Origin of the sequence: Actinotignum schaalii (assembly GCF_028864145.1) — a bacterium.
In the GTDB taxonomy this organism is placed as follows: Bacteria; Actinomycetota; Actinomycetes; order Actinomycetales; family Actinomycetaceae; genus Actinotignum; species Actinotignum schaalii_B.
This window is the reverse complement of sequence record NZ_JARBHJ010000012.1, coordinates 1-23,395: the sequence shown is the minus strand read 5'-3', so window position 1 is coordinate 23,395 and position 23,395 is coordinate 1. Positions and strand designations below refer to the sequence as shown.

Below are 23,395 nucleotides of genomic sequence, written 5' to 3'. Positions count from 1 at the left end.
GGGAGTGCTTCGTGAGCTTAATTAACCACCGCCACTCGTGATTTAGAGGATAATGTCTGAATTGTGAGTATTAGCGCGTTGTTTTTGGGGTTTGATGAGGGGTTATGAAGCTTTGAATCTATTGTTCGACGAACGCTTGTGATCGACCGGCTTGGGAGTATGCTTGCTGAACTTTTTCACCATTCATCCATTCTTCCCACCAACCGGCAGGCCATCAATGGACAACACTCAAGCCACCTGAACCTAAAACCCAGGACACCCCATGATCTCCGGTGACTTCTATTGATGATCGTATTGTGCTCGCGGCTTGGCCTGCACTCGTGGTTGCTGTTTTGGTTCTCCCCCTACCTGGGGTTCCGTTCGTTATTGCGTTTGCGGTTCTTGTAAGTGTCTTCGTATTGCTAGCTAGATCTAACCTTGTTCTTCGCTTAGGTAAGGTGACAATTGGTGCGTTGTGGCTGGTGTCTCTTGCGTGCTTGGTGTATTTCTTTATCACTTTCGGTGCCGGAGTATATGCGGCCGATATGGGTGCCCCAGTTCCACCATGGGCGAAAATAGACTGGCTAGCAGGAGTGATAGGTATGCTGGCTCTGCTTAGCGCAACTGTAGCATTATGGCTACCGCCAAAGGATCGGACAACTATGTTGGCTTGCAAGAGCTCTCATGAGGAATGCTCAAGGTTCTGCGTATCGTGTCGAGTTAACTGCGCGGGCTCGTAAGCAGTTGAAGAAAATGGATCGGTTTGATGCCCGGATCCTTGTTACCTGGATTAAAAATAATCTTGATAGTTGTGCTGATCCGCGCGCTTTTGGAAAGGGCTTGACCGCAAATCGCTCGGGTGGGTGGCGTTATCGAGTAGGGTCATACCGGATTCTCGCAGTAATCCACGACGACGTTGTTACGATCGAGGGTTTTTCGATTGGTCGCAGGGATAAAATTTATGAAAATAAAAGGGGCCAGAGCTAGCGATAGCTGATCAGTCCGCGGTTTCTGACGGCCTTCGTAGCTATCGGCAACAATAGGTTTTATGGCGATTTGGAGCTAGTCGTTTTACAATTCTTCTGGGTGTATTTGCATCCCGGAGGAGGAATAGTGAAGAATCGCCTGTTAGCTGTGGTATGCACCCTATTTGTTGCGTGCATAGGCGGCATTCCGGTGCCCTGATCACCAGCGCCCTGCAACGCAAACTCACTCGTGTCCCCGAAGCGAGCCTCCAAGGACTTGGAGACTCCTGCGTTGATGTCTGGGGACTGACGACGTACCCACACGAAGGTCACAAACCGCCACGGCACATAACCCGCCTTCACCAGCGCATAACGCACCGATTCACGAATACGCGGCCGGTGAGTGGTGGTGATCTCGCCAGTCACAATGATCCTGTGGCCAGATGCCATCACTTCTACTGCAACGCGGGCGGCGGGGTCCTCGTAGAGAATGTCATCAAGGATCGTGTCGGCGATCAGGTCGCAGAGCTTATCGGGATGGCCGATACACACGGCCTCAGCAGTCTTCGTCGTAGACATACACACTCACTTTCAGATCAAAAAGGGGCGAAAAAACGCCCGCCCGTCAAACACAGGCAGGCGAAAGAAAAAGGATTGTTTTAGGAGCGGACTTTGAGCAGTTGCTCCATCACGTCATCACCAGGAGCTGTGCCCGAGTAGTCGGTGGTGCAGGTGGCGCGCACGATCTCGTAAATCTCATACCAATACACATTCGCTTGCTTACCAAAAGACTGGGACATCGCCACAAACGGAGACGCGATAGCTGCGCCCGTAGTCGGATGCTTGCCAAGCAGGCCGAACTTGGAGATCGCCTGTTCACACTGCACATAACGCGCGAATGCCTGCGCATAGGCTTCAATCAAGCGCGGTGCAACAAACTGGGAACAGCCGCGCTGGTCGAGCCATTGCCATGTTTCTCGGTAGACGAGGTCAGCGCCGAGCGGTTTACCATCACGCTGAATGTCGGAGAGATAATCCGATGGTTCAGGCATGGTCTCACCAGAAAGTACCGCACCGTCTCCGATGTCTGAGCCTTCAAAGTCGAACGGCTCAGACATCGGATCCTCAAGCCGTGTGGTTGGGCGGCCTGCGGCGAGCTTCTCGTTCAGCGGGTCGGGTTTTGCTCCCGCACGGACGCGGCGTCCGCCTCGGTTCGTTCCGTCTTTCGCCACGGCGTAAGCCTCCTCTACTAATTTCGTGCCGTCTTGTGTTGCAATTAGGTATGGGTCGAGCGAAAACGAAAACGGAACTGTTAGAAGCAACCACTTCCCAATGGGATGTGCTGCAAGCATTGATTGACTCCATGCGACCAGAGATAGAAAAGGTCAGCCTGTTTTTCGGTGCTGACTTCGACCGTCCTGAACCCCACTGGGGCAGAGACAAGAATCTACGCGATGTCCTTGCCCACCTATACGCGTGGCAAAAGATGCTGTTCGACTTCGTTGACGCTAATCAAAACGGGACCGCCCAGCCATTCCTGCCCGCACCTCACACGTGGCGAACCACGCCAGCACTGAATACGGAAATCTGGGAGAAATACCAAGACACGCCACTGGGTGACATACAGGAGATGCTGGCCTCGAGTCATTCGCAGATCATCGAGCTCATCGAAAGCTTCACCGATGAGGAGCTGTTCACCAAGAAACACTTCTCGTGGACAGGAGCCACCTCGTTGGGCTCCTACTTGGTGTCAGCAGCACCCAGCCACTACGAGTGGGCCATTAAGAAACTGCGCGCCCACCAGAAAGCCGCCAGAACAACCCCATAACCAAGCCGCCCCCCAGTAGCTTCTTACCACGCTGTACACCACAGACAGATACTCGGGAGCCTCTGGTATAGGCGCTCCCGTGCGCCTTTTCGTGACTGTCGGGTTCAACGCACTAGGCCTCGTGCCCGCATTCACGCGACATCCGCCCCGATCAGCGCTATCCATAGCAATGCAGGGAAACCCTTCTTGTAGAATGAAACCTATTGGGGCATACAACTCCTGATGCCGTTGCCTTATCAAAATGTGTAGCGAAAAGTTGAAGGGACTGGTCATCAAAAAAATATCTGTGTTTCTTGCATCCGCTCTGGCATATTTTGTCGGCGCGTGGCTTTTCGCCGCCATCTTTCAACGGTGCAAGGATCAGGATCAGAGATTTTTTGTGGTCTTCTTATTGATGCCAATCATGTATGTGTGTTTCACGATCCTTCTTCTGCTTTTCAATAAACATATCATCGGTATTCAATCTGCCCGCGCGTTGCAACTTTCAGCAGGAGCCTTTATCGGACTCTCAGCTTTTCTCTTTTCACTCGATGGTGTTGGGTCGTTAGTTCATAGTGATTCTTTTTCTCAACTGCTGAGCCAGTTTTCCGTTCCCGCCATCGGCGCTCTTGTTGTTGGTGGTGTAGCGCTTGGGTTTAGCGTTTTTACCCAAGCGCCCCACCAAGGAAAAGACCAAATCAATTATCAGTAGATGAATTCAGCTAGCTTTCGGCAAGCTGTTAAACGAATCTCTTCCTTGACGTATCCAGCCAGGAACCATCCTAAAACGGCGCTATCCAAGTCGGCATATTCACTTATTTTCTGATACGCCTCAGTGGAATTATTCGCCCCCAAGCTCCAGCCAATCTGCTTGAATCTGTTGGCTAGTTTGCTGGAATTGTTGTAGTACTCTCGCAATGTTGCTGACAAAAGATGAGCGTTGGAATCATTGCCGTTTTCTAGCGTGTTAGCGATAACGATGGCATCTCCGTCACAGCAGAGATCGTCACGGTTACAGTTGTTTCCTACCGATTCCCATTTTCCCTTGTCGTTTTTCTTGTCAAGTACTAGCCCCTTCAAGCCAGGATGCTGACGGTAATCGTTACCTTGACCGATTAGAGCTGTGGCCACCTGATCCAGGTTCGCACTGGGATTCCACTCAAGTGTTTTCTGAATATTCTCCATGGCAGTAGCTAGGTCTCCGGCCCAGCCAGTCCACGCATCAGGGATAACATTCCAGTTGGTGTATCCAAGTGTTGTTGCCGCCAGATGCGCCAGATCAACCGATTCTCCGGTCTTGTCGGTCATGGATTGCCGCCACGTGTTATCAATATAGCGATTCAAGGCAGCGATGATCTTCTTGCCTACAGCGTCCTTCTCGAGTACGCTCGCGTCAGCACTCCTGAAACTTTCGGCAGACACGGACCAATTCACCGCAGATCCACTACCACCGTCACGCAGGTAGGCTTTTGCTAAATAGTTGAGGATGCAACGCCAAGTCGGAACGGCAATCCGCGTTCCCGCACCATGAGAACCCGCAACGTAGTCTTTTCCAACCTTGCCACTGGCACGAAGTTCTTCGAAGCGTTTCTCTAAATGCCAGATCAGATCAATCGGAGCCAGCTTGGTGTAATCAATGCTGGTGTCGGGCGCAGCGCCACCGGCACTCGAAGGAGCAACATGATCAACTGCCGCTGCTTGTCCTGAATAGGCGACCCTGTCTAGGTCAAAACCAGCACCCTTGTAGTCACTGATTTCAGTGAACTGGTCATAGTTCCAATCGTCAGGAATAGGGAAGCCAAGGTTGCCAGAAAATCCTGTAGACATGTCCGAGACGAACGCGCTTCCAGCGTAGCCGGCTTTAATGATGCGGCTACAAATGTTACGCGAGGCGTAGATGCCTACTTTGTATCCGCCTCCCAGGCTTCCACGCACACCCTGGAAATACGGAAGAATGTGACTTGTGACCTCGGGGTCGGTCGCGTCGAAATCAACTGCGAAATAGATATACGTTCCCGGAATGCCAAGTCTTTGGGCTGCTTGCCTTGCGAGCGTCGCGTGCCGAGCGCCGTTTTCCCGCGTGAAGTGTCGAAGCTTGGTTGAGTACTCCTGGAAAATCGGGAAGAACTTCATTCCTCCGTTGGTGATGCGTTCAAGTTCTCCGGGGCGAATTGCTTTGAAATAGTCAGACGGATCTTTTGAATCCTGATTCGGCTCAGTCAGGTAACGCCCCACAATCTCATAGCCGTTCGCCTTAAGTAGGTTGAGTCGCTCAGCCGTAATCTCGAAGCGTGTATCGCATGCTTTGCAGGCGCGATTCGGATCACCTTTCGAGGTCAACAGGCTCATCCATGTAGTCGAGTCGACCACCCCGCTTCGTGGGAGCTGATACTTTGCTTGGAATTGCGGAACGAACGTTGACAGTGCGGTTTGTGCAGAAGGATAGATATCGGGAGAAATCCGGTTACACACTAGAGCAACCTGAGCTAGCCAAGCCCACTTCGGTAAACTTGCCGCATTGCTGGGTGTAACTATTGTTAGACGCGCTTTGGTGCCATTGCCGAAATTACCTGTGGCTTCCGCAGGGCTAAATCCTTCAATGGCTTGCAAGACCTGAATCAGAGCAGTGTTCATTTCCCGACCGTAGAGTCCATCGGTTGGGATGATTCCGGTATAAGCGCGATACTGTTGGTTGATTTGTTGCTGTGCTTGCCGAATCGCTGAAATGCCCCCATAAGAGCGAAGCAGGACGAATTGCTGCATTGACAACAGCGCTTTCATGACGTCGAGCGTCACAGTGGAATCTCCACCAATGCCCATGTCGCTCTTAAGCTGTTTGATGGCCTTTCCAGTTCCGCTATAGAAATGCGTAGTGATATCGCTGGCACCAGCAGAATATCCCTTACACCACAAAGCACCTTGGATAATGCCGTACACATTAGAAGTCTCCTGCGCACCGTCATCCTGCTGGTGGATGCCGTTAGGCCACCGAGACTGGAAGCGACTGATAGTTCCCGGTCCGAAATTGTTCGCCGTTGTCGTAATACCCAGCTCGATTTGCAGGGCCCGAATCAAAGCGTTGACCGTGCCCCAGCCGGTATATCCGTCCTCTACGACTGAACCGAATCCAGCCTTGCTCCTATAGGTGCGATTGAGCCATTGCTGTGTTTTTAGCACCATTTGATCTGTCATGATTCCTCCTTTTTAGAAACCAGTTTGTTAACTCAAGACAGGCGAACACCTGCCAGAGAGGGATCCAGAACACCGGATGAGAAGCTCCGAGTTTTTTGCCCTCACCTGTACGTCCCTGGGAAACCCAAATCCGGACGGACAAAGCGCAAGAAAACCGAGCAACACTCAGCGGGATTTCACCCCTCACTGGTACTGCCGACGAAGCCCGAAGTGTTAATACCTTGTTTGATTCGGGGACTTTGCGCACGGTTGGCCCCGCCCGCTGACCTTCGGCAAGGTTGTAGAGATTCGAGGCCCCAGCCCCCTAACCGATTCCTCGACTGGTTCCGTAACTTGGCGTGGGAACAAGGTCGATATTTTTAGGGTGGGGAAGTGCCAGTGGTTATGTCGCGTTTTTCAAAAAATCTAGTAGGTGTAGACCTGAAGGGCTTGCCTCCATCTGTCACCGTCTAACGCGCTCTGCCTGGAGTGGCAGGGTTTACACAGGCTGCGCAGGTTAGAAAAGTCGTGGCTGCCACCATGGTCTAAGGGTAGGACGTGGTGGACTTCGGCAACTGGGGTGGTTAGTCCTTTGTCCAGGCAGTCTTCGCACAAAGGATGCTGCGCGATGTAAGCAGCACGAATCTTGCGCCAGCGCGCACCGTAACGCTTGTTGATTCTCGGGTCACGTTCAAACCTGCGATAGTTCTTGTCTGCCTTTTTGGCGTGAATCTGGCAGAACCTTTCGCGGGTTAGTTCGGGACAGCCAGGCGCAGAGCAGGGACGTTTGGGTTTGCTTGGCACCAGCCTCACCGTCCTTTGTCGGCCAAGACGAAACCCTCCGGGCAGTGATAACTGTTTGCCGGAGGGTTCGTTCCTATATTTTCAACCGCCTACAGTATTTCAGGGTTAAATAACGATTTCCATAGCAGGGTTCGGATACTTGCTAACGCATGGGTGCAAGTTAGCGTCTGCCATACAGTGCTACTGCCAGGTGATCTAATGCTCGGTTCTTTCGCCGGTAGACACTGTCTCGTTCAATATAGAAGTGGTCACCGATCATTTGGACTCGTTCGTCTTGATTGCCTTGGCCGAGGAAGAAGTTTTCCAACACGAACTGGTCATCGGTGTTGAGTGCTTGCCAGGCTGGCAGGAACCAGTCCAGGTACTCTTGGGCTTGTTGGCTACGGGCTGCGAGCAGATCAATCTTGTCGAGGGTGGCAGCGATGCGGCGTTCACCAGCGTGGGGATCGCGTGAGCGGGGCATGCCAGTTATTTTGGGGCTAGTAGGGCTGGCGAGGTCTTCGCGTAGCTGGTTTGCCTCACCTTGCGTGTCTTGGCTGGCTGCTTGTTCCATCAGTGGGTAGTCCTCTAGGGCGCTGATTGCTGCCTTGCGGGTATCTAAGTATTTCGTCATCACATGCATCATGAATTCTCCTTATCTAGAGTGGTTTGCCAGTTGTGTTTTGATTGCCTCGATCAAGGCGGTCTGGGTGAGGTTCTTGGCGTCTAAGGCTGTAAGCACTGCTTCATCGAGGGTTTTTTCAGCGACCAGGTGAGTGATCGTTACCGGCTGGGTTTGGCCTTGCCGGTAAAGACGGGCGTTGGTTTGCTGATACAGCTCCAGACTCCAGGTCAGGGAGAACCAGACGAGCAGGTGCCCACCGGCCTGCAGATTCAACCCATGCCCCGCAGATGCGGGGTGGAGCAGGCCAAGCGGGATGTCACCCCGGTTCCACGCCTCGATATCAGCTGCCGTTTTGAGTTCTTTGGCTTGTGGAAAGCGAGCCTGGATGCGCTCTAAGTCGTGGCGGTACCAGTACGCCACTAAAACTGACTGTCCGTTGGCGGCTTCGATGAGGTCTTCGAGTGCGTCGAGTTTCGCGCTATGGACCTCAACAACCTGGCTGGTTTCGTCGTAGACCGCGCCAGAGGCGAGCTGCAAGAGCTTGCCCGAGAGGGAGGCTGCGTTAGCCGCGTCAATGATTTGCCCGTCCAGATCGACGACCAGGTCGGCTTTCAACTGGTCGTACAGGGCGCGCTCTTTCGCTCCTAGAGTCACCTCGGTGGTGGTCACCGTTAGATCCGGTAGGGTCAGGTGGTCGGTGGTTCGCTTGGACAGGGTCATGTCGGTGATCGCTTGGTAGATTTCGTCCTCGGCACCTGGCCGGGGCTTGTGCGAGAACACCTGGGCCCCGTTTCGTTTATCGGGGGTGAACCACCTATCGCGGTAGCGAGTGATGAACCGTCCGAGACGCTCACCCCCGTCGAGGAGTCGGAATTGGGCCCATAAATCCATCAACCCATTACTGGCTGGTGTCCCAGTGAGCCCGACCCAGCGTTTAACGTGTGGACGGGTCTTCACCAGGGTGGTGAAGCGTTTGGCTCGGTGGTTCTTAAACGAGGACAACTCGTCGATGATGACCATGTCAAACGGCCAGCTATCCCCGTAGTACCCCACCAGCCAGGGGATGTTTTCGCGGTTGATCACGGTCACCATCGCATGCCTAGCCAGGGCGTCGAGTCGTTGGTTTTTCGATCCGACGGCGACTGCTACCGTCAGGTGGTTGAGGTGGTCCCACTTTTTGGCTTCTGTGGGCCAGGTATCACGCGCGACCCGCAATGGGGCGACCACCAGGACGCGCGAGACTTCGAAATAGTCGAGCATGAGTTCCCAGACAGCGGTGAGGGTGATGACCGTCTTGCCTAAACCCATGCCCAGGAAGATCGCGGCCTCATCATGGTCAATAATGAATTCTTTGGCTTGGGTTTGGTAGTTATGCGGCTGATAGCGCATCCAACACCCCCTCAATCTGGTCGACCTGGTCGATGACGAGGACGGTGAAGCCGTGGTCTCGTAGCTGACTGATGCGCCTGGCCTGGATGGGGCGGGGCTGTTTGCCGGGGGCTTTGACTTCAACAAACACTGCGCGCCCGTTCTTGAGGCACAGGCGGTCCGGGACCCCTGTGGTGCCGGGGCAGGTGAGTTTCCAACACAAGCCACCATGTCCTTGGATTGCTTGTTTGAGTGCTTGTTCAATGTGGTGTTCTCGCATTGGTTAGTTCTCCTTGGGGTCGATTAGGTCGAAGGCTGCGTAGGTGGCGGCAAGCTGGCTGGTGATGGGTTTGCCTTTGTATTGCCAGGTGACCTGGTTTCCTACCCGGACCTTGTAGTTGCCGCGCGTGGTGTGGTTAATGAAGACGTTTTGTCCTTTGTGGCGGAGCATCTGGTTGCCGTTTGCCAGGGTGCGCCAGGGCTTATTGAGGAAGGTGGTGCGGCGTTGAGCGCGGTTGCGGGCTTTGCGTTCACGCTCCCGAGCTGCCAGTTCGTCGCCTTCCATCACGCCAGCACAGACGCAACCGACCTCGACCGGGTCGAAGTAGAATGGGTGGTGCATGACGTGGATGAACCGCACTTTGGTGCAGCCGCATAGCTCGCAGGTGGAGAGCGAACCGTCTGGGCCGGAGTAGTCGATCAGGTCGGTGCACTGCCAGCCTTCTAGGGGTGCTCCCCAGGTTTTGAGGGTGGCCTGGCAGCGAGCCAGGTAGGCTTCGTTGTTTCGGTTTTTGACAAGTGTGGTCATGGGTGAGTGCCTTTCGATTGGCTGGTTTCACCCGGTGTGGTCCACGCTCCACAGATTTCCTATTACCTATAAATCCCTTATAGGGATGTATGTATAGTGTTTTCTTCTGTTTTCAACTCTTATAGGTATTTTGTGGAACAGTGGAACAAGCAGGGTGAAACCGCTGGTGGTCTAGGGGTGTGCCAGTTCCACGTTGGGGTGTTCCACGGCGGGGCTGGTTGGAACAGGCGTGTTCCAGGGGTGATCCAGGATTTGTGGTGGATCAGGTTGTGGATCAGGCTCGGGCACGTATACCCATTGCGACCCGTATAAGGGTAGGCGGCGCTTATTCCGGTGTCGTTTCCAGCCGAATTTGATTAAGACCTGGCGGATGCGGGTGGAGTCCATCGGAGTGATATCTGCCCGGTTCTTGCCGAAGCATTCGCACCAGATCTCCATGTTCGACACCATTACCCGTCGCACGGTTCCGGTTTGAGTGATCGGCCCGAAGTCACTGGTCCCGTCAAGGTAGTTACGGCGGGCGTACAGGTCCATCTCGTCCCAGTCCTCGGGTAGGAGGGTGTCGAGGTAGGTGTGGATGAGTCCTTCACGTTCATCGGTTTCCATCGCGGCTCGCTGGTGGGCTTCAGCCAGGCGCGCCACCTGGGTATCCAGGTGCAAGGCCTCACCGGCATGGACGTAGGTGAGGGTTTCGGCCCATACCTGGTCGATCTCAGCCTGGCTGATGTCCCAGGAGTGTTTAGTCCCGGTTCCGGGTGTGATGACGGGCCAGAACCTGCGGTTACCGGTGGTGTCTCGTAGGTATCCGCTCTCGGCGTTAGTGGTGCCAAAGAACACGCACTGCCTGGGGTGTGGGGTGGCGCGCCTGCCGAACGCCGCCCGGTAAATATCGTTTTGCCTCGACAGGAAGGAGCGTAGGGTTTCGACCTCGGTTTTGCGTAGGCCCGCTAACTCTCCGATCTCGAGGATCCAGTAGCCTTGGAGTTTTTCCGCCGCCGTCTTGTCCTTCGTGTCAGACAGGTTGAGTGAGTCGGAAAACCACTGGCCAGCTAGCTTGGCGATGAGGGTGGATTTGCCGATGCCTTGTGGGCCGTTGAGTACGAGCATGGAGTCGAACTTGCATCCCGGCTCCCACACCCGCTTCACCGCAGCACACAGTGTCTTGCGGGTCACCGCCCTGGTGTAGGCAGAGTCCTCAGCCCCGAGGTAGTCCACTAGTAGGGTGTCCACACGCGCGGTGCCGTCCCATTCTGGTAGGGCGTCGAGGTAGTCGCGGATCGGGTGGTAGGAGCGGTCGTCTGCGACTTTGGTGACCGCAATATCGTAATTGCGCTGGGAGAAGGTGCCGTAGTGGGCGTCGATGTAACACACGAGTTGGGCGTCGTCTTGGTCTCTCCAAAACCTTGAGGGGTGCTGCCACGGCACTGTACCGGTGATCTCCATACTGTCGGCCTGCTGGTTGAACACGATCCCGGCGAGCTTCGGATCATGCTGGAGGATCAAGGTGAGGTTGTGGAGGTTGTTTTTCAGTGTCCCGGAGCGTTTGTCATACTCCAAGCCCGCCATCCACCCATCCCCGCTCGACCCGCCGTCACTGGTTCTGGTTGGGGTGAAGTCGGCTTCCGCCTGGGACTGCCTCTCCCTAGCGAGTGCTAGGCGTACTTGTTCATCGCTTGCCGTGTGCTCACTCATCGCCATGAATGAGGGCAGGCGGTTGAGTGGAGTGTCAGCTTTCGCTTCCGCATCTAAATGCCCGTAGAGGTGGATGCGCACTAGGTCGAACGCGTTCAGGGCGTGGCCGCCGGCGGGGTCAGTACCATGGAAACTGTAAGCGAATAGGTCATCGAAAACGACCAGCCCGCCGGTGGATTCCCCAGCCCGGTAAGTGAACCGATTCTCATGCCCCGTGGGCTCATACACCTTTGATAAGAAAATGGGGATGGCGTCACTCATGGGGTAGGTGCGGCAAAACACCCCTACCAGGCCTTGCTTACCTCTAGGGTCTGCGAGCTTGCGGCCCGAATACGGTTTCACCGTGCTTTGCCGGCTTGAAGTCGGCCACGTAGAAGCATCTCTCCAGTCGTCATAAGCCTCGAGCAACTGATCTGGATCTAGCCAGTCACCGTCCTGAGAAGCGTGGAAAAACTCGGCCCCAGTGGCGGTGGAGGGCCAGTACATGAGGCGTTCGGGATCGTAGGTGGAATCATCACACCAATCAATCCCCACCCGCTTCGCCGCCATCCGCGCTAGAGGCACGTATTCTTCAGCGCTCACGTCCCGCGCTAGTGGGATCACGAGCCGGAGGCGGGGTGCTTCGGGGCGGTGTTTATGGGTCGAATACATCAGGCACGCCACCCCGCGCAGCGCCTGCTGGATGTGCGACCAGGCATCAGCAGGTGGGGTGTCGAGGTCGAGGGTGATCATTGAGCGCGCTAGAACGTTCCCGCGCCTGCGCCTGCCGTGGGCGAGGTGCCCGGCAACAAACCCGCCCACATCCTTAACCCGGTCTTGCTCCCCACGCGGCATTGCGCAAAACTCCTGGAGGGTTTCAGGCGTTCGCACCGTGGCAGAGACCCTCCCCACGAAGTCTTCCCACGTGACCGTGGCGTTACGCCACGCAGTATCAAACCGGGAGCGCCCATAGGAGATTTTCAACTCACGCACCCACACTCACCTCCTCAAAACCAGCACCGAAATAGCGCACCGGTATTTCCAGTTGGTGTGCCCACTCAATCTCGGCACGCATCCCCACCGACACGCGAGCCGTATAAACCCACACGGCCTCACACTTCGACAACAAAACCCGGTTGAAAAACATCGGCAGTTCCCGCGCGTCCGGGTCGGTATCATCCATGAACTGCGGGAACAGTAGGTGCGGAGCCAGCGGGATTACGCGCCGGGCAACCGCTGTTGCGCAAAACTCTCGGGCGATCTCGATATTGGTTTCGGTATCCCCGGCGTAGGGTGAGCAGATATAAACCAATGGCCGGTATCCGTACTCGGCTTTCTGGACTTGCTTCAACGCTTCATACATGGTCGGGTCCGCATACCCCTCACGGTTCTTACGCGCAATCCCCACATCCATCACAGTCGTCTCCATTACTCGTCCTGCCCTTCATGTTCGTGTTCTTCGCGTTCGATCACCGGCAACAGGCCACGAGAGTTTTTCAGCAGGTCGTAGATGAACAGGCGGCCTTTCTGGGTCCATTTGGTGTGCATCCACAAGTAGCCGTTCTTGGCGGTGCCTGTTTCTGATTTGGTGTAACCATGACCGGCGTGTTCGGCGTAGAGCAGCCATTGTCCATCTCGCTTGTATTGAACGTGTAGATCAGCGAGGAGCTGATTGAACTCCTGCGCGCTCATCCCGTAATCCTTAGCGATGCGGCTTATCGCAACTGCTCGAGTAGCTTTGAGGACTTGGTCGTAATAGGTTAGCTTGGGTTTAGCCTCTGCTAGCGCTTGCTCGGCAGCCAGACGCTTAGTGCGCTCCGCACGCAGCTGAGCAATAGCTTGTTCAAGGAACTCATCGTTAGCTAGTAGCTCATCAATCGCATACACCCCGTGTCGGCGGATCGATGGTAAGACTTCGTCGAACACCCACGACTCAAACCGCGCTGCGACCGGCAGCTTGGATGAGGCGATGAGTCGGTAGAGGTCGCCCTCGGTGATAAACCTGGCATGTTGGATGCCGCCAGGGGTTTGAAGGGGGTAACGTTTTGGACCCCCCTTGCAATGGTCACGAATCGCCTTACTCGGATTCTCATATCCCAACGCGATCGCGACATCACGACCACAAAACATGACCTTTCCCGTTTCCTCAACGGTACGAATAGTGCCGAACATATCGTTAGTGAATGCTTGTACAGTGCTAGTAGCCATGACAGGCTCCTTTCTGAGAGCCGTTCAATGCCCACCACCGTGATGGAACCTATTGCCCTCACCCCACTGCCGACCAACGTGAAAGTGTTAAGCCATCTGACAGCGAAGAGCCATGTGGCGTTGACCCCCTGCCGTTCTCGGAGCGGGGCTGTGGTACTTGCTGTTGCCAACTAGGGGGTCGTGTTGTCCTTTGTGTGTGACTAGTAATTCTTCGTTCTCACTGTGGTAGTCTTGAGGTAATCGTTCAGCCCGCTACGACCCATCGGGTCGCAGACGGGCTGGATTTCTATCTACACCAAGGAGAAGTGAGCGCGTGGGTACAGTCAAACAGCCGACGACGCTCGATCAGCAGTTGGAGATCCTTCGGTCGCGAGGCATGGACGTGGATGAGTCCCTTGCTAGGCAGTGGCTCGCCAGTGTTTCTTACTACCGTCTCTCCGGCTACTGGTACACGTATCGGATTCTTCCGATCCCAGACGATCCAAGGCAGCCGAAGCGGCTAGATGAATTTATTCCGGGGACAACTTTCGCTCAGGTTACGGCTCTCTATGAGTTTGATCGAAAGTTGAGAACCCTTATCCACGACGGAATGGAACGGATCGAGGTCGCCATGCGAGCCCGTATCGGCGAACTCCTTGTCGCCAAAGGGACACTGTCCTACAAAGACTCCTCGCTTTTCCGTGAGGACTTCGACCATGCGTCATGGTTTCGCACTGCTCAGGGTCGAGTTGAGCGTGCGCGTAAACGCAACCATGCCATTGCCCACTACGCGGCCAAATATGACGACTATCCATTTTGGGTGCTCGCGGATGTCCTCGACTTCTCGGACATATCCCAGTTGTACGACGGCTTGCTGCTTGATGACCAGCGAGCCATTTCCGAAAGTTACGGATTCACCGTTGACACAGAGTGTTTGAACGCGAAACAGAAGCGTGCCTACTACCATCAAGACCCGCTGGCGCGCTGGTTGGAACAGTTCACTGTTCTTCGAAACACCTGCGCACACCACGGACGTGTGTGGAACAGGTACCTTACCCCCGCCTCCTCCAATGCGTTCTTAACTATTGAAAAACTCTCGTCTCTTCCTCGCGGGCAAAGCGATCGGCTCTACGGGGCGCTACTTGTGATGGCATTCATGCTCACAACCATCTCCCCAGGCACATCCTGGCCCCACAAGGTACGTCGCCTCATCGAAACCGAGTACCTGCCATTACGCAACCACACCCTCAAGGAGATGGGATTCCCCTCGAACTGGCAAGAGCTCCCACTCTGGCGCAGCTAGTCCTTCATGTAGAAGGCGCATTCATACCCGTCGGCCTCTAGCGGTAGGCTCTTAGCCCAGGGTGGGGTTTGGCTCATGAGGGCACAGATCTCGTCCACGGTGCCAGTGGTGGTTTCAACAATGATTTCGTCGTGGACGTGCATCACGATTGTGTGCCCAGCATCAGCAACCTTGGCCATGGCGTGGATGAGGAGGTCGCGGGCGGTGGCTTGGACAATGTTCTCTGTGAGCTTCCCGCCGTAGGTCTCGAGGGTGCCCCATTTGCGTCCGGTTGTGATGCCGTCGTAGATAATGCTGGTTCCGCCGAACCGGTTCTCACCCAACCTTGGTTGCACATACGCTAGCCGTCTACCGGATGGGAGCTGGATGAAGAGGATGCCGGACTCGAGGCTGAAGACGAGGTTGCGTAGCCGGATCGGTTGGCGGGTGGTGATGGTGTCGATGGCAGCGGTGTTGATGTCGGCCCACAGCTGGACAATGTTGGGGTTTGCTGCCCGCCAGGCATCCACGATCGGCTTTAGCTCGGCCTCGGTTAGCCCCATGCGCAGTGCTCCCATGGCGGTGAGTGCGCCGACGGAGCCGCCGTAGCCGCAGGCGAGCACTGCGATCTTGCCTTTCTGACGCAGCCCGCTATTGGTCCCGTGTTTTTCGACTGGCACGCCGAACATCCGGCTCGCGGTCTCACAATAGAGATCCTTACCGTCGCGGAACGCGTCCAGGGTGGTGGTTTCGCCGGCGAGCCAGGCAATCACGCGCGCTTCGATCGCACTAAAGTCCGCTACCACAAACTGAGACTCGCTGGCGGGGATGAACGCGGTACGTATCAGCTGGCTAAGTGTTTCGGGCACTGAGTCATAGAGCAGCTCGAGCGCCTCAAAGTCACCATTTCGCACGAGACTTCTGGCTTGGGTGAGGTCGGGCAGGTAGTTGCGGGGCAGGTTTTGGACTTGGATAAGCCTTCCGGCAAACCTGCCGGTGCGGCCCGCGCCGTAGAACTGGATGAGGCCGCGTGCCCTGCCGTCCTGGCAGCGCGCGTGTTGCATCGCCTCATACTTCTTCACCGATGATTTTGCGAGTTTTCCGCGTAGTTCGAGGGCTTCACGGACCTCGCCGGTGGCGGTCTCCAAGGCTGATGCGGCTTCTGTTTTGGTGAGGGTTTGCATGGGGCAGCCGTGAGAGGCAAGCCATTCTTTGAGCTGGATCGGGCTGTTCGGGTTCTCTAACCCAGTGAGTTGTTGCGCTCGCTCGAGAGTCGTTTTGCGGTGCTGACGATCGGATTTCACCGCACGATCCACAAGTGTTCTATCGAGGAGGACACCGGTGTCGTTAATCTGCTGGTCGAGGGCGTACGCGTCCCACTCGGCCTCCGGTAACGGGAAGGGGGAGAGTCGGTGGTGGAGGGCGAGTTCGACTTCCACATCACGGCGGTTATACGCAATGAACTCCTGCCAGCCTGCCGGGTCAGAAACAGGAAGATTACGGGTAGTTCCACCGTTGAGCGTCGAGGGGGTGGCTGGTGTGCAAAACTGCTTAATTAACCGCTTGCCGGTATTGTCTTTTTTCACGTCTAGATCCAGGACGGTGGCTGCTTGTTCCAGGCTCATTGGCAACCCCAAGTAGGCACTCCAGATCATGGTGCATCGCCACTGCGCCGGATCCAGATATTTCCGCCCATCCATCAAGTCGGGATGGCGGCGGGTCAGCCACGCTGACAGGCAGATGCGCTCGAACGTGGCGTTGTGCGCCCACTTCACCATACCCGGATCCACCAAGGCTGCTAGCACGTCTTCGGGTAGTTGTTCTCCTGAGGCGAGGTCCACCACTTCCACCGGGGCACTGTCGATGGAGTAACCGAACAAAAGGATGTCGAAGGCTTCGTGTTCGGCATACGGGTATACACCGGACTTAACAAGGATGACAGGGCTGTAGGATTCGAGATCAATAAATAGTTCTCTCATAAACAAAACACTCCATAGGGGTGCTGGGAGAAAACCATGCTCCACACAAAGGACATGGTCTTCTCCCAGCAACCGGTCAGGACAATGGGATTACTGGGCTAGTCAGCGTCACAGGTCTTGTCAGTGACAGTGTCCGGCGTGGCTTGCTCGGTCTTGTGCCGTTCAAGGTCGGCCTTGAGGACTGCGAGTTTTTCTTCGACCTGTCGGTGTTCGCGTCTGCGCTTGCGAGACAGAATCCAGTAGGCGATCTCTTCGGTAACTAGTTCGTTGATCTGCCACCACAAGCACACGAACATGCCGGCTAGGAAACAGTGCGCGATAAGATACCAATCCATAACTTGTGTTCTCCTTACCTCTTAGTTCAAGAAGTCATCCGTGCCAGCACTGATGGCTGGTCCGAAGTCAGACTCAGCGCTGATGCGCCCTGCGCCCAGGGGTTCGCCGTCACGGGTCTTTTGGATGTTGCCGAGCCCGCAGGCGATACCCCTGTTTCCGTTGGTGTTGAACGCGTAGAACGACAGGCTCACGCGGGCGTAGCAGCCGGAGTAGACCTCGGAGCGGTCCAGGATAGGTGCGACATTCTCATCCACGATCTGGGGTGCGGTAATCGAGTTAGCATTCACAAACATAGAGTTTTGATAGGCGTCGTCATCTCGTTCAATATCCCCATCACGCAACGGCAGCTTCAACGCGGCCTTGTTCGGTTTCTTGCCACCAAACTTGCCGACTCCAGCATCAATCGCGGCGTCGATCGCACGTTCAATCGCGCTGATAGTAGATCGGTCGGTTTTAGGAATGATCAAGCTGACGGAGTATTTGGGTTTTCCTCCTTGGATGGAGTTAGGTTCCCACACGTGTGCGTAAGACAGCCGGACTTCACCGGTGACAACACGGGTCGGATTCTGGTTCTGCATAGTGTTCGTAGTCATTTGTTTCCTCTTTTCTTACTTGTTCTTAGGTGTGGATGTAATTGGGCTGAACTCTGTGTCAGCCCCACAGGTTTTCAGTGCTGGGCGCTTATCTGTCTCGGGCACCAGCGCAGGCTTGCCGGCGGGTTTGACCACTAGGCCAGCGAAGAGTTCGTTGAAGCGTTTCTTGCCTAGCTGTTTTTCCAGCGCAGTGATGGTCTTGAGCCTTTGCTGCCAAATGTCGGTGATTCCGGCGGCCTGGGCCACCTCAGCGACTTTGGCTTCATCGATGTATTTGCGGATGCTGCGGCCTTCGACCAGCTTGAAACCCGCCCATTGCTTGCCCTGATTCACCGCTAATGACAGCGCGTGAGCCTCAACGTCAGTGGCCCACGCCTTTAGTTCTGGGAGACGGGCGAGCACGTCCGCGATTTCTGTGTCCGTGAGTTCGGCTGGTGGGGCAAACTCCAACTTGGCAAGCGCTAGGTTGGCTTGGGCGCGAGCCCTGCAAGTAGCGGAGAGTTTGCAAAACCGGCACCACTCACCAGATACGAAGTCACCATCACCTTTAGCCGCCAACACGGCACGCGGTTTGACGGTTTCTTCAGCCCAGGCCTCTAGGTCAGTGACCGGGATAGTCCAGGTAGAGATGTTGGAGCGGCGGGGCTGGTAGATCGTGACCGCAACCTCATCAATCGCATACAGAGGCCCGAAGGCATGCAGCGCGCCGAGGGCGTAGAGCATCAACTGCGGGTTGTGCTCTGCGTCTACCAGGACGCCTTGCCCATACTTCAAATCGATGATCTGCAGTGCGGGTTCTGCGATGATCACGCAGTCCCCAGTACCAAACCCACCAGGGACAATGTGGCTAAAGTCCAAGCGCTGCTCAATGAGCACCACCGGATCTCCACATACCCGTCGGGTCTCACGCAATTGTTCTTGTATGAAGGCGACGTAGTCGTCAGTGAGTTGATCCATCTCGGTATCAATCCAGTCCGAGACAGGCTTGGTCGTAGGCGCGTCATGCAGGGCACGCCTAAGTTTCCACTCCGCCAACGCGTGAGCAACCGTGCCTTGCTCCGCAGCTGGGCTCGTGGATTCTGGCAGGCTGGCTTCCAAGCGTGCCGAGGGTGGGCAGGAAAGCCACCGGTGCGCACCAGACGCAGACAGGATCGCATGTTGGTCAGGCATCAGACAGCCCCTTCGCCCGCTCCAGCAACCAGGCGTACTTACCCGGATCAACCTCGGACAACTTTTCCGCGCCAGCTGCCTGAATCAGCTCCCGCACTTTCGCTGTATGCCCCGCCTGCGAGAGCTGGGCGAGCACACCTCGCACTTGTTCCAACGACACCGCAGTGGCTTCGGGAGCACTTGGAGTATCAGCAGGTTGTGGTTCTGGCTGGTCGTCCCAGGGTGGGGCGGCTGGCTGGATCGCTGGTTGTACCAGTTGGGCGGCAGCAAGCGGACGCACACCTGACGCGCCAGCGTGATCCTCAAGCAATTCCCACGCTTCCTCCTCGATCACTTGAGCGAGCAACGCCACGCCCTCAGCTATCTGGTTCAGTGCCGCAATACGCCGATTCGCTGTGGTGATGTTCACGCCGCATCACCCCTGCCAGTGACACCGACCGCGTCAGCCAAAGCCAATAGATCATCGTCGCTGTCCAAGTGTTCGGTGATATCGATCTGGCGGACACTATCGCCAGGAACCACGAGCGTAACCTGACGGCGCTTACCCAGTAGTAGGCGTAATAGTCGTTCACGAATAGGGATAGCCTTCGTGGCTACGATTCCGGGATCCTCTGGGATGTCTTGGGCGATGTGGAGTTTGAGCCGATGACTAGTCATTACTCTTCCCCTGCCTTTCTGTGGTGGTGGAAGTAGCCCGGCTGGCCACTCCCTTCACCCCACTGCCGACAGACCCGCCACTGTTAAGCCCCGCCTGTCGCACAGCGTCAATCACTGCGGTTTTCACCTCTCGGAACAGTTGCGACACCCGCGCTCGCGTTACCCCTAGGTGTCGGGCTATCTCGGCTTGACTCATTTCTTGATCGATCATGAGATTGACGATAAGCTGGTGTTTGTCACTAAGTTGAGCGACCGCTGAGCGCATGGCTGCTAGATCCGAAGCACGTTCTTGGGCTTCCTCGTTGGCTATAACCGCATCTTCTGGTGTGCGTTCAGAGGCAGTAGGATCGCGGTCGATCTCGAGCATCTGATCCAGTGACCAGGGATGGGTTTTGGGTAGACGGCACCCGCGACGCTCACCGCAGCCAGCGCCACAGGTGCATTTCTTCTTAGCTTTTCCTCGATCCCCACGATGCGTCTCGTGAGCATTCGCCTCTTCCGCACGCCACAGATCGTCAAGAATGGCCTGCGGATGACGCGGCTCAACCTCCGCGATAGACCTCCCGGACCGCACTGCCCGCTCACAGCGATCAGTCTCGATCATGACCGCTAGATCTTCACCCTTCAGAGTGTAGATTTCAGTAACAGACTTATTGCCAGCACAATCAGCTTCGTGCTTGAAGCGGATAGTCAGTAGCGGTTGTGAACCCTGCGAGCGGGTTTCGGTCTTGTGATTTCGCATTGGCGTTCTCCTGTCGGATTGGGATCCGCAGGAGTCCGCCCGTCAGTAAAAACGACAAGACGGGCAGGTTCACGCCCCTCGAAAACGAGGTGATGCGTGATCCATGCCCGTCTAGCGGTTCTGCGGATCGAACTTGTATGAATCAGTATTCAGTTATCTGCTTAAGCGTCAGCCCCTCAACGGCGACCGAGGTTCATGGATTTGATAGAAACGGCCAGTCTCGTCAAACCACAGCCAAGACCGACAGCCCTTATAGACGATCTCAATAAGCCTGTGGTCACACTCCACGCGACAGATTGTCTTCCCGTCATAGTTCTTGATGGTCTGCATCAACACCCCCTCTCTTATTTAGTTAGCTAACTAGCTAACTAAATGGTTAAAAAAAACACCACAAGCTCAGCCACCTAGAGTTACCTGGCGAGTTTGAGGTTCTTGATCCGAAGACTAGTTGCCAGCAAAGAGGTCTCAAACGCGTCAGCAAGGACACTAACCACCTTGTGTTTTTCCTGCTCCTCAAGCCCATACCACCCATCCGGAACAAGCTCACGGTAGGCCCGTGAAAAAGTGGAGCGAGGCATCAGCAACGCTGCGCCTAGATAATTGGCTTGATATTCTGCGCGATCGAAGCTATCAGTGCGGGCGTTTTCAGACTCCGTGGTCAGCGCCCTATAGCTCGACCTACTAGAACATCTCATCGGCGAGTCCTCCAAAACGCTGTCATGGTGGAGTATCAGATGCGCACACTCGTGCGCTATAGTGAACCGCAGTCTGCTTTCTGGCGATTTACTAAGAGCCTTATGGTCAATCACGATGGTCCGCGCAGAAAACACCATATCGGCCTTGCAAGACCCATCCCCGACAGCCGGAACGGTAAGCTCTCGGAAGACCGACATGCCAAGAACACTGCCATCACTAGAAAGCTGGTGATAGTCGATCGTAGCCCGCAAGTGAAATTCCGCGAAGTCATCAATGTCGAGCGGAATCCGATCCTCGAGACGCCCGTCACCACGGTAGACCCTAAGAAAGTACTCAGCGATAGATTCGAGCGCCCCTTTGCTAAGGAATTCGGGTTGAGTGCGCACTAGCAAAGATCCTCCCCCTCGATAATGTCAATAATGCTCCGCCACTGCGAATCACTAAGATCCCGCTCCTTAGCACGCCGCAAAGCCACGCGAGCAAGATCTCTATCCATGATGTAACCAGTCAAGTCTGCCGAAACCTGATTGTCACGAGTCAGCGCAGCAAGATCAAACATCCGCTCCCGCTCGACCCTGCTAAGCCGCAACGCCGCCGCAATCTCCTCAAGCTTGCCATCAGGCGCAGCCCGCCGGCCCTTCTCAATATCACTAAGATACGGAGCAGTCACACCAATCATGTCAGCAAACTTACGCATCGTGTAACCGTGCTGCTTACGGCGTTCCGCCACAAACTCACCAAACTTCACACAGTCATTCATAACTCCTCCAATACTGTTCACACATATGCTAACACGCTAAGAATCGTAGGGCAACTACCTTGATTCGTGTGGTAGCAAAGCTGCAAGGCGATCCGATTCGTTTGTACACTCCAGAGAGAGTGGCTCGCATATAGACGATCTTGACGTCTTAACGAACGCACCATTCCCATGCGACTCCGCTAGCTGTTTGGCTAAGGATGCCTACAGTCGCACCACAAGAGGTTCCTGCCCTACAGCCGTCAGGCTCGGCGAGGTTCCGGTATGACTAGACAGAGCCGATTGTTACAACGCGGACCAGACTTAGTGGTGACAACCTGACAGTGCCTAGAGGCCGCGTTCATAGTGTGCTTCTTACTGCGCATTGATGTCACAGCCAGAGGTTTTCGTAGCTAACACGCCTTAAAACCCTATGGAAGGGGTGCCTCACTCCTCCTAGAACAGGTATCCCATCGCTCAAAACCTTGCGCAAACCATCGGGAAATGGTAGCGTAAATCACACAATGGTGTCGATTTCAACTACTCTAGAACAAAGATATATGAAGGTGAGATGATGGCTCAGGAAGTTCATCGGTACATTCGCTGGTGCGACCCCTCATCGCCGTTTTTCTCTGCACCGTCCCAAAGTCTACAGAATGATACTGACCAATTATCGTCGATTATGAACCTGCCGCCCGATTGGATTAGCTACGAATCTGATGGTTGGCGCGTGTTTTTTCCGATAATACATAAGCTTCGTACCCACGGCTGGAAAGTGCACATCTCTGCCACTCCAGAAAACGCCTTAGATACCCTACAGGTAGTAAGCAGCCGGTGCTTCTTGAATCGGATTGCATTTAAATGTCTTGCAGGACCTCGAGAGCATTTACGCTCCAACGTGAAGGAGGCGTCGAGGGCATCAAGCGGTAAGTTCATTACTATCTATCCATCAGACAATGATGAGCTCAATCGTATTGTAGAGGAGCTCCAAAACTTACTAAAAGGCCGGTCCGGACCCTATATCTTAAGCGATGTTCGATTCCGAAGTGGGCCAATATTTTTTAGGTACGGTGCATTTGTTCCACTAATTATCACCGACGAGCAAGACCAGATAGTCGCAGCAATTCCAGATGCTAACGATCATCTGATTGAGGATGAGCGTGTCCCGCGATTTATTATTCCGAAAGATGTTGAGATACCCCGCGTTGTAGGGGAAGCGATCGGACAATACAATCAGAGCCTGACCACTAATGAATTAGATAATTACAAGGAATTAAAACCGCTACATTTTTCTAATGGGGGTGGGGTCTATAAAGCGGTTGGAAAAGGCCCACACAGCATCACGATCCTTAAGGAAGCAAGACCATTTGCCGGTCTTGACATTAATGGTCGGGACGCTATTGCTCATCAAGAGCAAGAAGTTCGCGCTCTTATCGCCCTTGAAGGGACAGGATGCGCACCGAAGTTCGTCAGAACTTTCACCGTCTGGGAACATCAGTACGCAGAGTTGGAATATATTGAAGCGCAATCTCTAAGCTCTTGGCGCAATGAGCGTTTTCCTTTCAACGCAGTCGGTCTTGGCCGTGACTCCAAACAAGCTTATAAGAACGTGGCGTTAGCTCTCTCTAAGGCGATAGTAAGAGCCGTTGAAATAATCCATTCGAAAGGAGTGGTTATAGGCGACGTTCACCCTGGAAACATTCTCGTTAAGCCTGATGGAGATGTAGTCGGTTGCGTCCGTTAGTGTGGTGTATCTGTATCCCGCGGTGATCCTCGTGTCGGCATGCACAAAGGCGACCATCGCGGGTACCTTTCGAATCAACTCTTACCTATCCTCGAA

The 23,395-nt window shown here is 54.9% G+C and carries 24 protein-coding genes and 1 pseudogene; 5 read left to right on the top strand and 20 right to left on the bottom strand.

Annotated elements, in window-relative coordinates:
* Positions 1-663 precede the first annotated feature (663 nt).
* On the top strand, positions 664-966 hold the full coding sequence (locus tag PWJ82_RS03865; RefSeq protein WP_274734614.1) for a type II toxin-antitoxin system RelE family toxin: 303 nt from the start codon (positions 664-666) through the stop codon (positions 964-966).
* A gap of 188 nt (positions 967-1,154) precedes the next feature.
* Here the strand turns inward: PWJ82_RS03865 and PWJ82_RS03860 are convergent.
* Together PWJ82_RS03860 and PWJ82_RS03855 are read right to left on the bottom strand one after the other, a co-directional pair.
* Positions 1,155-1,523 (bottom strand): annotated as a pseudogene (locus tag PWJ82_RS03860) (S-adenosylmethionine synthetase N-terminal domain-containing protein); the annotation flags it as partial.
* Positions 1,524-1,603: 80 nt separating this feature from the next.
* On the bottom strand, positions 1,604-2,176 hold the full coding sequence (locus PWJ82_RS03855) for a P27 family phage terminase small subunit (RefSeq protein ID WP_169768480.1): 573 nt from the start codon (positions 2,174-2,176) through the stop codon (positions 1,604-1,606).
* 107 nt (positions 2,177-2,283) lie between these two features.
* Between PWJ82_RS03855 and PWJ82_RS03850 the strand changes: the two genes are divergently transcribed.
* Together PWJ82_RS03850 and PWJ82_RS03845 are read left to right on the top strand one after the other, a co-directional pair.
* Positions 2,284-2,772, top strand: a complete 489-nt coding sequence (locus PWJ82_RS03850) for a ClbS/DfsB family four-helix bundle protein (RefSeq protein WP_274735438.1) — start codon at positions 2,284-2,286, stop codon at positions 2,770-2,772.
* Positions 2,773-3,028: 256 nt separating this feature from the next.
* On the top strand, positions 3,029-3,463 hold the full coding sequence (locus tag PWJ82_RS03845) for a hypothetical protein (RefSeq protein ID WP_274734620.1): 435 nt from the start codon (positions 3,029-3,031) through the stop codon (positions 3,461-3,463).
* Here the strand turns inward: PWJ82_RS03845 and PWJ82_RS03840 are convergent.
* The 9 genes from PWJ82_RS03840 to PWJ82_RS03800 all read right to left on the bottom strand — a co-directional run bounded on the left by PWJ82_RS03840 (position 3,457) and on the right by PWJ82_RS03800 (position 13,385).
* Positions 3,457-5,943, bottom strand: a complete 2,487-nt coding sequence (locus PWJ82_RS03840; protein WP_274735436.1) for a glycoside hydrolase domain-containing protein — start codon at positions 5,941-5,943, stop codon at positions 3,457-3,459. The genes PWJ82_RS03845 and PWJ82_RS03840 overlap by 7 nt on opposite strands.
* Before the next feature lie 405 nt (positions 5,944-6,348).
* Complete coding sequence (locus PWJ82_RS03835; protein ID WP_274735434.1) at positions 6,349-6,726, bottom strand: HNH endonuclease; 378 nt, start codon at positions 6,724-6,726, stop codon at positions 6,349-6,351.
* 160 nt (positions 6,727-6,886) lie between these two features.
* Entirely contained in the window at positions 6,887-7,351 is a 465-nt protein-coding gene (locus tag PWJ82_RS03830; RefSeq protein ID WP_274735433.1) for a hypothetical protein, read from the bottom strand.
* A gap of 9 nt (positions 7,352-7,360) precedes the next feature.
* Positions 7,361-8,719, bottom strand: a complete 1,359-nt coding sequence (locus tag PWJ82_RS03825) for a DEAD/DEAH box helicase (protein ID WP_274735431.1) — start codon at positions 8,717-8,719, stop codon at positions 7,361-7,363.
* A complete protein-coding gene (locus PWJ82_RS03820) occupies positions 8,700-8,978 on the bottom strand; it encodes a VRR-NUC domain-containing protein (protein WP_274735429.1) in 279 nt (92 codons plus the stop codon). The genes PWJ82_RS03825 and PWJ82_RS03820 overlap by 20 nt, the downstream gene beginning before the upstream one ends.
* Positions 8,979-8,981: 3 nt before the next feature.
* Complete coding sequence (locus PWJ82_RS03815) at positions 8,982-9,506, bottom strand: hypothetical protein (protein WP_274735428.1); 525 nt, start codon at positions 9,504-9,506, stop codon at positions 8,982-8,984.
* A 171-nt stretch (positions 9,507-9,677) separates the two neighbouring features.
* Entirely contained in the window at positions 9,678-12,170 is a 2,493-nt protein-coding gene (locus PWJ82_RS03810; RefSeq protein WP_274735427.1) for a virulence-associated E family protein, read from the bottom strand.
* Positions 12,163-12,591 carry a DUF4406 domain-containing protein gene (locus tag PWJ82_RS03805; protein ID WP_425536587.1) on the bottom strand — a complete coding sequence of 143 codons (429 nt, stop codon included), beginning with the start codon at positions 12,589-12,591 and terminating at the stop codon, positions 12,163-12,165. Before PWJ82_RS03805 ends, PWJ82_RS03810 begins: the two co-directional genes overlap by 8 nt.
* 14 nt (positions 12,592-12,605) lie before the next feature.
* Positions 12,606-13,385 carry a phage antirepressor gene (locus PWJ82_RS03800; protein WP_274735425.1) on the bottom strand — a complete coding sequence of 260 codons (780 nt, stop codon included), beginning with the start codon at positions 13,383-13,385 and terminating at the stop codon, positions 12,606-12,608.
* 313 nt (positions 13,386-13,698) lie between these two features.
* On the opposite strand from PWJ82_RS03800, the gene PWJ82_RS03795 reads away from it, so the two are divergent.
* On the top strand, positions 13,699-14,667 hold the full coding sequence (locus tag PWJ82_RS03795; protein WP_274735423.1) for an Abi family protein: 969 nt from the start codon (positions 13,699-13,701) through the stop codon (positions 14,665-14,667).
* Here PWJ82_RS03795 and PWJ82_RS03790 read toward each other — a convergent pair.
* The 9 genes from PWJ82_RS03790 to PWJ82_RS03750 all read right to left on the bottom strand — a co-directional run bounded on the left by PWJ82_RS03790 (position 14,664) and on the right by PWJ82_RS03750 (position 21,567).
* The gene (locus PWJ82_RS03790) at positions 14,664-16,625 is read right to left on the bottom strand and encodes a DNA polymerase (protein ID WP_274735421.1); all 1,962 of its coding nucleotides are present in this window, start codon (positions 16,623-16,625) and stop codon (positions 14,664-14,666) included. The two genes, PWJ82_RS03795 and PWJ82_RS03790, sit on opposite strands and share 4 nt — an antisense overlap.
* Positions 16,626-16,723: 98 nt before the next feature.
* On the bottom strand, positions 16,724-16,960 hold the full coding sequence (locus PWJ82_RS03785; RefSeq protein WP_274735420.1) for a hypothetical protein: 237 nt from the start codon (positions 16,958-16,960) through the stop codon (positions 16,724-16,726).
* A gap of 21 nt (positions 16,961-16,981) precedes the next feature.
* Positions 16,982-17,554: a DUF2815 family protein gene (locus PWJ82_RS03780; protein ID WP_425536586.1), complete on the bottom strand. Its 573-nt coding sequence runs from the start codon at positions 17,552-17,554 to the stop codon at positions 16,982-16,984.
* Positions 17,555-17,569: 15 nt separating this feature from the next.
* A complete protein-coding gene (locus PWJ82_RS03775; RefSeq protein ID WP_274735419.1) occupies positions 17,570-18,724 on the bottom strand; it encodes a DUF2800 domain-containing protein in 1,155 nt (384 codons plus the stop codon).
* Positions 18,717-19,133: a hypothetical protein gene (locus PWJ82_RS03770; RefSeq protein WP_274735418.1), complete on the bottom strand. Its 417-nt coding sequence runs from the start codon at positions 19,131-19,133 to the stop codon at positions 18,717-18,719. Before PWJ82_RS03770 ends, PWJ82_RS03775 begins: the two co-directional genes overlap by 8 nt.
* Positions 19,130-19,381, bottom strand: coding sequence for a hypothetical protein (locus PWJ82_RS03765; protein ID WP_274735417.1), 252 nt, complete (start codon positions 19,379-19,381; stop codon positions 19,130-19,132). Before PWJ82_RS03765 ends, PWJ82_RS03770 begins: the two co-directional genes overlap by 4 nt.
* On the bottom strand, positions 19,374-20,123 hold the full coding sequence (locus PWJ82_RS03760; RefSeq protein ID WP_274735415.1) for a sigma-70 family RNA polymerase sigma factor: 750 nt from the start codon (positions 20,121-20,123) through the stop codon (positions 19,374-19,376). Before PWJ82_RS03760 ends, PWJ82_RS03765 begins: the two co-directional genes overlap by 8 nt.
* A gap of 410 nt (positions 20,124-20,533) precedes the next feature.
* Entirely contained in the window at positions 20,534-21,205 is a 672-nt protein-coding gene (locus PWJ82_RS03755; protein ID WP_274735413.1) for an ImmA/IrrE family metallo-endopeptidase, read from the bottom strand.
* Positions 21,205-21,567, bottom strand: coding sequence for a helix-turn-helix domain-containing protein (locus PWJ82_RS03750; protein WP_274735411.1), 363 nt, complete (start codon positions 21,565-21,567; stop codon positions 21,205-21,207). The genes PWJ82_RS03755 and PWJ82_RS03750 overlap by 1 nt, the downstream gene beginning before the upstream one ends.
* A 562-nt stretch (positions 21,568-22,129) precedes the next feature.
* Between PWJ82_RS03750 and PWJ82_RS03745 the strand changes: the two genes are divergently transcribed.
* Entirely contained in the window at positions 22,130-23,299 is a 1,170-nt protein-coding gene (locus tag PWJ82_RS03745; protein ID WP_274735410.1) for a hypothetical protein, read from the top strand.
* Positions 23,300-23,395: the final 96 nt, after the last annotated feature.

Coding starts and splice junctions, on each gene's coding strand:
- PWJ82_RS03805 (WP_425536587.1), bottom strand. CDS start 12,591: ATGGATGTGGGGATTGCGCGTAAGAACCGTGAGGGGTATGCGGACCCG.
- PWJ82_RS03790 (WP_274735421.1), bottom strand. CDS start 16,625: ATGAGAGAACTATTTATTGATCTCGAATCCTACAGCCCTGTCATCCTT.
- PWJ82_RS03765 (WP_274735417.1), bottom strand. CDS start 19,381: ATGACTAGTCATCGGCTCAAACTCCACATCGCCCAAGACATCCCAGAG.
- PWJ82_RS03865 (WP_274734614.1), top strand. CDS start 664: ATGAGGAATGCTCAAGGTTCTGCGTATCGTGTCGAGTTAACTGCGCGG.
- PWJ82_RS03760 (WP_274735415.1), bottom strand. CDS start 20,123: ATGCGAAATCACAAGACCGAAACCCGCTCGCAGGGTTCACAACCGCTA.
- PWJ82_RS03800 (WP_274735425.1), bottom strand. CDS start 13,385: ATGGCTACTAGCACTGTACAAGCATTCACTAACGATATGTTCGGCACT.
- PWJ82_RS03775 (WP_274735419.1), bottom strand. CDS start 18,724: ATGCCTGACCAACATGCGATCCTGTCTGCGTCTGGTGCGCACCGGTGG.
- PWJ82_RS03785 (WP_274735420.1), bottom strand. CDS start 16,960: ATGGATTGGTATCTTATCGCGCACTGTTTCCTAGCCGGCATGTTCGTG.
- PWJ82_RS03840 (WP_274735436.1), bottom strand. CDS start 5,943: ATGACAGATCAAATGGTGCTAAAAACACAGCAATGGCTCAATCGCACC.
- PWJ82_RS03780 (WP_425536586.1), bottom strand. CDS start 17,554: ATGACTACGAACACTATGCAGAACCAGAATCCGACCCGTGTTGTCACC.
- PWJ82_RS03825 (WP_274735431.1), bottom strand. CDS start 8,719: ATGCGCTATCAGCCGCATAACTACCAAACCCAAGCCAAAGAATTCATT.
- PWJ82_RS03830 (WP_274735433.1), bottom strand. CDS start 7,351: ATGATGCATGTGATGACGAAATACTTAGATACCCGCAAGGCAGCAATC.
- PWJ82_RS03820 (WP_274735429.1), bottom strand. CDS start 8,978: ATGCGAGAACACCACATTGAACAAGCACTCAAACAAGCAATCCAAGGA.
- PWJ82_RS03745 (WP_274735410.1), top strand. CDS start 22,130: ATGGCTCAGGAAGTTCATCGGTACATTCGCTGGTGCGACCCCTCATCG.
- PWJ82_RS03815 (WP_274735428.1), bottom strand. CDS start 9,506: ATGACCACACTTGTCAAAAACCGAAACAACGAAGCCTACCTGGCTCGC.